The 12,582-nt window shown below is 49.4% G+C and carries 1 protein-coding gene; it reads left to right on the top strand.

The window, feature by feature from the left end:
* Positions 1-1,706 precede the first annotated feature (1,706 nt).
* On the top strand, positions 1,707-12,582 hold a 10,876-nt coding region (locus tag MMB75_RS24095), incomplete at its 3' end, for a non-ribosomal peptide synthetase (RefSeq protein ID WP_277511207.1).

Below are 12,582 nucleotides of genomic sequence, written 5' to 3' on the forward strand. Positions count from 1 at the left end.
AATAAAATTTATAGCTGAAATGAGAGAATATTTAACCTAAATCGAAATTTCAAGAGAAAATTTAAAGAAAATTCCGCTTGGAAAATAGTTCAAAAGAGCTAAAAAAATCACTATCTATTTAAAAAGTGAAGAGTTATTAATTTTGAATTAATTCAGCTTGAGTAAATAAATACCATGATTTAGGTAGTTAAAGATAATCGCTGAAAAAGTTGAAATTTGTCGGATGGTGTCGGGAACGGTTTGTTACATTTGTGTTAATGATATGTAATGTAAAATTTGTTTTGGTGCAAGGGGTTTGGAGTTTCATGCAAGCATACATCATTTTTATTTTATCGGTTATAAAATCAAAAATTTTGTTCTAAATCACATTAACTTGTCATGCTTAGTATTCAATTTAATAAAAAAGTGCAATTCTTGCATTTAAAGATATAAATATAATAGAATAATATGGGATGTTTATTAATTTTATGAAATCTATCAATTTGGAACTTATGTCCCATGTTAATCGGTTTTAAAGTTTGTATATTTAAAATAGCTAGAAAGTATTGGGAGTAAAGAAGATATATAAGGATTTATTGCTATATTATGGACAGAAAGAGGGTGTTAGAAATTTTTATGGCGACTCGGTCGTGTCTTGGCTTTTGAAAATCGTGATCCAATCTGACTGAGAAGACCCAGTTATTTTGTTTCACCGGACATGAGAGCATTGCCTAAAATGGCTTCATAAGTACATAAGCTGTTTTCTTTTGTAGACACTGTAGGGAGCACTGACTGTATCCAAAAATCATGGCAGTTGTATAAACAAGACTGCAAGATTATCTGTCCATAGCATCATTCCGGTAAATCTGTCCCATATCTTCCGTATTCCAAAGACAAATCCTATTTATTCAGATTAACCTTTCACCGAAGAGCTTCATTTGATGCAGAAAACACCTGAAGAAGTACTGTAAAATGCACGGTTAGTTCAAATGATTATGCCCGTTTGTGCACAGATTTTGAGGAGTGCGAAACGTTTCCTAGCAGCGTGGAAACTTCGCTAGCTCTTTCGATGACCGTCGCTTTTTTATCCATGTACAAAATCAGGAAGTCATAAGCGCAATCGTGAGTTTTTGCCCCCTTCAACCTAGAATTACGCTCCTAACCACGGTGCAGTAGCTCATGCGTCTCATAGCATCAATACCCTCAAGCCAAGATTCAGACAGCACACATCACGACACACTACGTTGTTAACATTGCGGCAACCGTTCTACAACCCACCACCAAGATGCACTTACAGCATAATTCAAAAATGTTCCCATTCCATGCACATATTCATACATCCAGAGTCAGAGTTTTTTCACCATGTCTGCCCAACTAAAAAAAGCTTGCACTGCGAAAGTGTGAGCGAAGAAAAGAAGATGTACTTGTTTTGATCAAAACCAGCTTCTCGAAGCTCCGGGGGCTGAAGGGTACCAGCTTCCTGATAGGAGAAGGAGAAACGGTAACGATTGTCGTCGCGTGCTGTGGCGGCAAAAGCATAATTATCAAACTGCTACAACAAATATGCGCACTCAGATCTTAATGGTATATCAGGAGTGGTCGCTTTTTACTGACTTCTATTGGCAATTTAATACCGGAGAAAAGGCTCGCATGGCCGTTCCTTGCCAAGGGAGGTCATTTAAGCAGAGTTACTTTTACCCATATCTATTTTGCGAGGAGAGATACGTATGACTCAGCACAATGTTCAATTGTTTACATTAAGCCAGCCACAGCAACGTATTTGGTACACGGAGCTTGTGTATCCCAATCGCAACACATCTACGATTATTACCACTGTTAAAATCAAGGGAACGGTTCGCATAGATGCATTGCAGGAGGCAATGAACCTGGTGGTTGCACAAAACGATTCTTTTCGTATCAAAATCACGGTTCGGGACGGCATTCCCTATCAATATGTTGAGCCGTTTGCTGCTCAAAGCATAGAAACCCTTCAGGTTACTCCAGAGGAAGCTGAGCTATGGGTGAGTCATCATAATGCCCAGCCGTTCCCCTTACTGGATTCGCAGTTGTATCGATTTGTTATTTTGCAGCTGGGGGCAGAAGACACCTGGTTTAGTTTCAAGATGCATCATATTATTTCTGACGGCGTTACCATGGAGCAGGCCATTAATGAAATTACGGGGAATTATATGAGTATTGTACATGGTACAGGTTCAGATACGCCGGTCCCAGCGAACTCATATCTCGATTTTATTCAGACGGAGCAAAGCTATGAGCAATCAGAACGCTACCAAAAGGACAAGGTGTACTGGACGGAGAAATTTGCCGACTTGCCGGAGGTTACAGGTTTAAAGTCTTACAATCCGCTCACGATAAGCACGGCTGCACGCCGAGAGGTTTATACACTGGAGCACGAATTATATCGTGGTGTCACGGCTTTTTGCGAGGCGCATAACATCAGTATTTTTACATTTTTCCTGGCCGCATTGTATATTTTTTTACATAAAACGACAGGTGAACAAGATTTAACCGTTGGTACATTGTATGCTAACCGCACGTTAAAGAAGGAAAAAAATACAATGGGCATGTTCGTCAGCACTGTGGCTACACGTCTGCAAGTTGAGCCGGAATCCGAGTTGCTCACTTTTCTACACGGTGTTGGCAAGGAGCAGGCGTCCATTTTGCGGCATCAGCGTTATCCGTATAACAAAATCATGCAGGATTTGCGTGAACAGCAAAGCGGCACGGATATTGGCCGCTTGTTTGGCGTTACCATTCAGTACCGTACGCTGAGCTTCTCTCGTTTTGATGAAGCCATTCAGCAGGTACATACTGATTTCTGCGGAGATACGGTGAGCGACTTCGATATTGCCATGATAGACATGCTGGATGACGATAAACTTGTATTGCAACTGGATTATCGGACTGAGCTGTTCAGCGAGCAGGAGATTGCCCGAATTATTCACCAATTTTTGAGTGTGGTAGAGCATATGGTAAAAGGGCCACAGAAGCGGATTCAGGAGTTGTCACTGATGAGTGACGAAGAGCGGACTCAAATTATGGATGTATTTAATGCGACAGCTGTCCCCTTTCCACACGATGCGGGGATTCATGAGCTATTCGAGGAACAGGCAGAACGTTCGCCGGATCAGACAGCGGTTGTATTTGGAAATCAGAGTCTAACTTATCGGGAACTGAATGAACGATCGAATTCATTGGCACGAATCCTTCAAGTACAGGGAGTAGGACCTGACAAGCTGGTTGGCCTGATGGTACAACGCTCAGTGGAAATGATTGTAGGTCTGCTGGCCGTTCTAAAAGCAGGCGGAGCTTATGTGCCGATTGATCCCGAATTTCCGTCATCTCGTATTGAATACATGATGGAAGACAGCAAAGCGGCAGTGCTTCTGACCAGTCGTGATCTGGCAGAAGAGCACCCTTGCCATGCCAATGCTATATTTCTTGAGGATGCAGCATTGTATCAGGGAGAAAGCAGCAACCTGCAGGCGATTGCTCGCCCAGAGCATTTGGCCTACGTCATCTATACCTCTGGATCAACCGGAAATCCAAAAGGAGTTATGCTCCAGCATCGCTCGGTACTCAACTTTATTACCGGGATGCGTGAAATCATTGACTTTGAAGCTGGCAAAACCATTTTGTCACTGACAACCATTTCATTCGATATTTTCGTTTTGGAAACCATCTTGCCGCTGCTGACTGGAATGACGGTTGTGCTTGGCGACCACCAGCATCAAGTGGACCCTCAGGCACTGGGTGAGTTGATTACCCATCATCATATTGAGATGTTGCAAATGACACCATCCCGGCTGCAGATGCTGCTGGATCATGAAGAAGGTTCCCACGCGCTACAGGGTGTGAAGGAAATCATGGTGGGAGGTGAAGCCCTTCCTTCCAAGCTTTTGGGAGCGCTGCAAGTAATAAATGGTCTCCGTATTTATAACATGTACGGACCTACAGAAACGACAGTTTGGTCGACTGTACAGGAACTAACTCATGCTCAAGAAATTAATATAGGACGTCCCATCGCGAACACCCAAATATATATCCTAAATACGAGCGGGGAATTGCAGCCAGTCGGTATACCGGGAGAATTATGTATAGCAGGGGAAGGGTTGGCCCGTGGGTATTGGAATCGCGAAGATCTGACGGCCGAGAAATTTGTGGAAAATCCGTTTGCTGGAGGCAAAGCGGGCTATGAACGGATGTATCGTACAGGTGATTTGGCCAGATGGACACTGGACGGCAATATTGAATATTTGGGACGAATGGATCACCAGGTTAAAATCCGGGGCTACCGGATCGAACTGGGCGAGATCGAATCACAGCTTTTGCAGGTGGAGTCGGTACGAGAAGCGACCGTCGTGGCCCGTACGGACGAAACAACGGGCCAAAAACAAATGGTAGCGTACTATGTGGCCAATCAAGCCATGGAAGCTAGTGAACTGAGAAGTGAGCTGGGGCAGGAGCTACCAAGCTATATGGTGCCGTCGTATTTCATTCAGTTGGAGCAGATGCCGCTGACACCGAACGGTAAGATCGACCGCAAGTCCCTACCAGCACCGGAAGGCAGCCAGCAAAGCGGAGCGGATTATGAAGCGCCGCATACCGCGCCAGAACGGGCACTCGTCGCAATCTGGCAGTCCATCTTGGGCGTGCCAACCGTCGGTATTTTGGACAATTTCTTTGACCTGGGCGGCGATTCGATCAAGGCGATTCAAATCGTATCCCGTGCGTTTCAGGCAGGCTACAAGCTGGATATGAAGGATCTGCTTCGGTGTCCAACCATCGCAGCATTGGCACCACTTATGACAAGTCGTATGGCAGATCAGGGAGAAGTGAGCGGGGAAACGGCATTGCTTCCGATCCATCATTGGTTCTTTGAACAGGAGCAAGTGGACGCGCATCATTTTAATCAGGCGGTTATGCTGCACCGGGAGCAGGGCTTTGACGAAGCTGCTTTGCATCAAGCGCTAATCCAGTTGACGGAGCACCACGATGCACTGCGGATGGTGTTCAGGAAGACCGAGCAAGGCTACCAAGCGTGGAATCGCGGAATACAGGAAGGCGAGCTGTATCATCTGGACGTGCTGGACTTTAGGGATTTGACGGATGAAGTCATCCTGAGCACGACGATTGAGGCGAAAGCAACTGAAATCCAAAGTAGCATGAACCTGTCCGAAGGACCGCTGGTAAAGCTGGGTCTGTTCCGTTGCACCGATGGAGACCATTTGTTGGTAGCGATCCACCATTTGGTGGTCGACGGCGTGTCTTGGCGTATTTTGCTGGAGGATTTGGCATCCGGCTATGAGCAGGCTTTACGGGGCGAGTCTGTCCGCTTGCCGAATAAAACGGATTCCTTCCGTCTGTGGGCGGATCAGCTGACAGCTTATGCGAACAGCGCCGCGTTGGAGAAGGAACGTGCGTATTGGGGGCAGGTGGAGGAAGCAGGGAAGAGTCTGGCATCCTTGCCTATGGATTACACTCGAAAATCTCAGGCCAAGCCACAGCTTCGCGATGATCGGACACTGACCGTAGCGTGGACGGTCGAAGAAACGGAACAATTTTTGAAACAAGCCCATCGGGCCTACAATACAGAAGCAAACGACCTGCTGCTCACAGCTCTGGGTACGGCCGTTCAGGAGTGGGCAGGCATCGGTCAGGTGCTTGTGAATCTGGAGGGGCATGGACGGGAAGCCATTTTGCCGGATATGGATATTACGCGCACCGTCGGTTGGTTTACCAGCCAATTTCCAGTGGTCCTGGATATGGGCGAGGACCGGAATGTGGGACAGCGTGTCAAGAACGTCAAGGAAGGGCTACGCCGTTTGCCGCATAAAGGGATTGGATACGGAATTTTGAGATATCTTGCTGACAGGGCAGAAGAAGCCACTTTTGTGGCCGAGCCGGAAATCAGCTTTAACTATCTCGGCCAATTCGATCAGGATTTGAAGCAGAATGCATTCCGCATGTCTCCTTATTCCGTCGGAGCTTCCATGAGTGACACGTTGACCAAGCGGTACGCTCTGGATATCAACGGCATGATCACGGACGGTGCCCTGGAACTGACGATCAGCTATAGCAACAAAATGTTCATGAAAAAATCGGTTAAAAAACTGGCTGATCTGCTGCAGGAGAGCTTGCGTGAGGTGTTGGCTCACTGTGTGGCTAAAGAGTTGCCGGAGCTGACCCCAAGCGACTTGTCCTTCCAAGGACTGACGGCTGTAGAACTGGATCATATTGTAGAGCAGACGGCTGCTGCGGGAGAACTGGAAAACATTTATTCGTTAACCCCTATGCAAAAAGGCATCCTGTTCCACGGCTTCATGGAGCCGCAATCCGGGGCATATTTTGAGCAGGCGACATTTGATCTGCAAGGCCACTTTCAAGTGGAGGCTTTTGCCGAAAGCCTCAACCAGCTGGTGGATCGCCATCAAATATTCAGAACGAATTTTTATAGTGGCTGGAATGAGCAGCCTTTACAGGTAGTGTACCGCCATAAAGCGGCTGGATTCCGGTTTGAAGATATACGTTCAATGGGACCAGGAGAGCAGGCCGCATACCTTGCTGATTTTGCGGAACGTGACAAAGCGGCAGGCTTTCATTTCAGCTCAGGCGAGCTGATGCGGGTGTCTATTTTACGTACAGGTGAGGAGTCGTACCGTTTTGTGTGGAGCTTCCATCATATTTTGATGGACGGCTGGTGCTTGTTCCTGGTTGTCGGGGAAGCGTTTCATACGTACTTTGCCATCCTTGAAGACCGCAAGCCGGAGCTTGCTCCGGTAACGCCATACAGTGAATATATTGAATGGCTGGATCGACAGGACAACGCGGAGGCAGAACGGTTCTGGAGCGATTATTTTGCGGGCTTTGAGCAGCAGACCGTATTGCCGCAGGTCAAACAGCTTGAGGATCACGTAAAAGCATATGAAGCGGACAAGCTTTCATTTACACTGGGCCGTGAAGTGACGGAGCGGATGAACAAGCTGGTTAAGCAGAAGCAAGTGACGGTCAACACACTCCTGCAAGCAGCGTGGGGCGTTGTGCTACAGCGGTATAACAACAGTCGGGATGTGGTATTTGGTAGTGTCGTATCCGGCAGATCAGCAGATATTCCGGGCATCGATAAAATGATTGGGTTGTTCATTAATACGGTTCCTGTACGAGTTCACAGTGAGAAAGAGATGACATTTGCTGGGCTGATGAAGCAGCTTCAGGAGCAGGCACTGGCTTCCCGTGCCTATGAAACCTATCCGTTATATGAAATTCAGGCCCTGACCGATCAGAAGCAGGACCTGGTGAACCATATTATCGTGTTTGAAAACTACCCCGTGGAACAGCGCATGGAGCAGATGGGTAGTCGTGGGAACAATGGTTTTACGATTGCCAATGCTTCCATGTCAGAGCAAACAAACTATGATTTCAACATTACGGTGGTGCCAGGCGATGAAATCCATGTCCATTTGGAGTACAACGCGCAGGTGTTGGAACGTACAGCTGTAGAGCAAATCCGTGAGCATTTGCTGCATATGATTGAAGAAGCGATTCACCGACCAGATGCACTGGTGGATGAGCTTGAGCTGGTGACTACTGCGGAAAAAGCGAAAATTATCGATGGTTTTGGATCCGTGGGCGTAGCTGCATGGAGTGATGAAAAGGAATCCGAATTGTTGTTCCACGCCTATGTGGAAGAACAAGCGCAGCTTGTGCCGGATCATGTGGCCGTTGTATACGAGGAGCGGCAGCTGACGTACCGCGAGTTGAACGAGCGTGGGAACCAACTGGCCCGTAGATTGCGGAATGAGGGCATTGGACGTGAGTCCATTGTGGGCATTTTGAGCGAACGCTCGGTGGACATGCTGGTTGGTGTATTGGCAGTGTGGAAGTCCGGAGGCGCCTATGTACCACTGGATGCAGACTATCCGTCCGAGCGCATTCGTTTCATGCTGGAGGACAGCGGTGCGACGGTGCTGCTCACGCAAATCGGCTTGCAGGAGCGCGCACAGGGTTGGCTGGAGACGGCGGTTAGCGCTGAAACGATGGAAAGAGACCGTCTGAATGAAGGCGTAAGCTTGAAAGCAGATTCGAAGTCTGACAGCGAAGCAGCATCTGAACCGGTAACTGGGCTGCGTCTGCGTACTGTATTGGCACTTGACGATGAGTCGCTGTACACCGGGGATACCACGGATATTGAACGTATCAACGAGCCGCAAGACTTGGCGTATGTGATCTATACGTCCGGTACAACGGGGCGTCCAAAAGGCGTCATGATCGAGCATCGCAGCTTGGTGAACACGGCTGCGGCGTATCGCCGGGATTACCGTCTGAACCAGTTCCCAGTCCGATTGCTGCAACTGGCCAGCTTCTCCTTCGACGTGTTCGTCGGCGATATTGCACGGACGCTCTATAACGGCGGCACGATGGTCATCTGTCCGAAAGAGGATCGCATTGATCCAAGCCGTCTATATGGCTGGATTCGTGATTATCAAATCACCGTGTTCGAATCGACTCCAGCCTTGATCGTACCGTTTATGCAGCATGTGCATGAACACGGGCTGGACATGAGCAGTCTGGAGCTGCTGATCACGAGCTCAGACACCTGTAGCGTGACGGACTACCGGGTGCTGCAAGAACGGTTTGGCGCAGATATCCGCATCATCAACAGCTATGGTGTCACGGAAGCGGCGATTGACTCCAGCTTCTACGACGAAGAGCTGTCGAAGCTACCAAGCAGCGGGAATGTGCCGATTGGTCAGGCATGGCTGAACGCCCGTTTCTACATCGTGGACAGCCAGCTGAATCCGGTGCCGATTGGCGTACTGGGCGAGCTGTGCATCGGCGGTGCTGGCGTGGCACGGGGGTACCTGAACCGTGCGGACCTGACAGCCGAGAAATTCGTAGCGAACCCATACGTACCAGGTGAACGTTTGTATCGCACCGGCGATTTGGCACGGTGGATGCCAGACGGCAATGTGGACTTTATCGGCCGGATGGACTATCAGGTCAAAATCCGGGGCTATCGGATCGAGCTGGGCGAGATTGAAACCGTAATTCAGCGGGTACCAGGTGTGCGTCAAGCCGTAGTCATCGACCGGACGGACGAGCGTGGACACAAGTATTTGTGCGGATACATCACGGGAGAAGCCGAGCTGCGGATCGAGGAAGTACAAGCAGAGCTGGAAGCCGGACTGCCAGCGCACATGGTGCCAGCACGGCTGATGCGACTGGAGACGATCCCGCTGACCAGCAACGGCAAAATCGACCGCAAGGCTTTGCCGGAACCGGAAGGCAGCATTCATACCGGAGCAGCCTATGTGGCACCGCGTACTACGGTGGAGCAAGTACTGGCTGCGGTATGGGCCGCAGTGCTTGGCGTGGATGCCGTAGGCACGCAGGATAACTTCTTCGAGCTGGGCGGCGATTCGATCAAGGCCTTGCAAGTATCCTCCCGCTTGCTGCAAGCAGGGTATCGACTGAACATGAAAGACCTCTTCAGCCATCCGACGGTAGCGGCACTCAGTCCATTACTTCGTACCGATGGCAAGGTGGCCAGTCAGGAAGAGGCAGTAGGACAGGTGGAACTAACACCTATTCAGCGGTGGTTCTTCGAGCAGCAGCCGGCTGATCTGCACCACAGCAACCAGGCGATGATGCTGTACCGAGCTGGGGGCTTTGATGTCGACGCGCTGCGCCGTACGATGGACCGTATGGTCCAGCATCATGACGCATTGCGCACGGTATTCCGTGAAACGGAGCAAGGCTATGTTGCTTGGAACCGCAGTGTAGAGGAAGGCGAGCTATACACGCTGGATATTATAGATTTCAGCGGAGTGGAAGACGAATCTGCCGCTGTTGAAGCTAAGGCGAGTGAAATTCAAGCTGGCATTCACTTGAGCGCGGGTCCGCTGGTGAAGCTCGGTCTGTTCCATTGCGCTGAGGGCGACCATGTATTAATCGTCATTCATCATTTGGTGGTGGACGGTGTATCTTGGCGTATTTTGCTGGAGGATTTGGCATCCGGTTATGAGCAGGCTGTTGCAGGTCAAACGGGCACAGCTATTCGGCTGCCGCATAAAACAGATTCGTTCCAGGTATGGGCCAAACAGCTGTCAGCCTATGCCAACAGTGCGACGATGGAGCGGGAGCTGGCCTACTGGCAGCATATCGAACAAGCCGAAGCAAGCCTCGCGAAGCCTTTGCCGAAGGATTTTGCGAATGATAATGCACGGCTCGGAGACAGTGAGGTGGTGACGGTCCGCTGGACGAAGCAGGAGACGGAGCAACTGCTCAAACAAGCTCATCGCGCATACAACACAGAAATGAATGACCTGTTGCTAGCCGCGCTCGGAAAAGCGGTGTATGACTGGTCGGGTTCCGAGCGGATCTTGGTCAACCTGGAGGGTCATGGACGGGAAGCCATTGTACCGGATGTGGATATTACACGCACGGTCGGCTGGTTTACGAGCCAATTCCCGGTTGTCCTGGATGGAAGTCTGGGAGAAGGGGGAGATACTGCTCGTCTGATCAAGCGGACCAAGGAAGGGCTGCGTCATATTCCGCAAAAAGGCATCGGCTATGGCATTTTACGCTACCTGTCGGGTCTAAATGTGCTAGAGAAAGCAGGCGTGCAGTTAGAGGCTCAGCCTGAGATCAGTTTTAACTATCTGGGCCAATTCGATCAGGATTATAAAGGCAACGATTTACAGCCTTCATCTTATTCCATTGGTGTGCCTGTCAGCACGAACGCGACTATGGATTTTGCACTGGATATCAACGGATTAATCGAGGATGGCGAGTTGGTGTTCACGATTCGCTACGGTACAACACAGTTCCGTCATGAAACGATGGAGCGGCTGGGAGAACTGCTGGCATCCGGCTTGCGTGAAGTCATTCATCATTGTGTCACCCAAGAAAGAACGGTGCTGACCCCAAGTGATGTGCTGTTAAAACAGGTAACGCTAGACGAACTGGAGCAATTGGTGGAAGATACGCGAGATCTGGGCGAGCTGGAAAATGTGTATGCTTTGACGCCGATGCAAAAGGGCATGCTCTTTTTCAGTCTAATGGATGAGAGCTCGGCGGCTTATTTTGAGCAAGCATCCTTTGAGCTGAATGGGCGCTTCGATGTGGTTACTTTCGGTAAGAGCTTGGATCTGCTCGTACAGCGTCATGAGGCCCTGCGGACGAACTTTATCAGTTCATGGAAGGATGAGCCCGTACAAGTCGTTTTCCGCCATCGCAGCGGACAATTATATTATGAAGACCTGCGCGGATTAGAAAAAGAGGAACGAGAAGCTCGGGTGGAAGCTTTTGTTATCGAGGATAAAGCAAAAGGTTTCCATCTCGCAGAGGATGCACTCCTTCGTATCTCGATCCTGCAAACTGGGGATGAAACGTATCACTTTATCTGGAGCTTCCATCACATTTTGATGGATGGCTGGTGCTTGTCCTTTATGACACAGGAAGTATTCGGTAGCTATCTGGCACTGCGTGCGGGTGATGAGCCCGCGCTGGAGCCTGTCACGCCGTTCAGTCGTTTTATCGAATGGCTGGAACGTCAGGACCGCGAGGCAGCCCTGCAATACTGGCGTGGGTATCTGGCGGACTACGAGCAGCAAATTACGCTTCCGCAGCAAAAAACACAGTCGAAATCAATGCACACCGGGGAATATATCGCTGAAGATCTGGATTGCGAATTCCAGCCAGAGCTGGTTGCCCAGATCGAACGGGTGGCGAAGCAAAATCAGGTCACGATCAATACGCTGATTCAGACGGTATGGGGCGTTCTGTTGCAGAAGTATAACAACAGTACGGATGTCGTGTTCGGCAGCGTTGTGTCCGGTCGTCCAGGGGATATTCCAGGTGTGGAGCATATGATCGGGCTATTTATCAATACAATTCCAGTGCGTGTGCAGTCTGAACCAGGTGAAATCTTTGTCGAGCTGATGAAACGAACACAGCGGCAGGCGCTGGCTTCCAATGCTTACGATGCGTTCCCGCTGTATGAAATTCAAGCGCTGACCGAGCAGAAGCAGGATTTAATCAACCATATTATGATATTTGAAAATTACCCGGTGGAGCAGCAGGTAGAGCAACTGGGCAGTGATGGACAGGATCCCTTCACAATTTCAAATGTGGTGTCTACAGAGGAAACCAACTACGATCTGAACGTTGTCGTGATGCCAGGTGAAGGCATCAAGATTCGTTTTATGTATAACACGCTCAGCTTTGATCAAGCAGGTATTGAACGTCTGTATGGACATTTTGCGCGTCTCTTGGAGCAAATTTCGCTCAACCCGCATGTTCGAGTGGAAGAGCTGGAACTACTCACAGCAGCGGAAAAACAGCAAATTACAGCGGCTTTTAATGATACCGCTTGTACATTTCCGTCTCATCAGACGATCCATCAGCTGTTCGAGGCTCAGGTGGAGTGTACACCAGATCAGGTGGCATTGGTATTTGGACATCAGCGTCTGACGTATCGGGAGCTGAATGAACGGGCGAATTCATTGGCACGCATCCTTCAAGCACAGGGAGTAGGACCCGACAAACTGGTCGGCCTGATGGTGGAGCGCTCCGTGGAAA

The sequence above is a fragment of the Paenibacillus sp. P2(2022) genome (assembly GCF_029522175.1).
Lineage (GTDB): Bacteria > Bacillota > Bacilli > Paenibacillales > Paenibacillaceae > Paenibacillus > Paenibacillus polymyxa.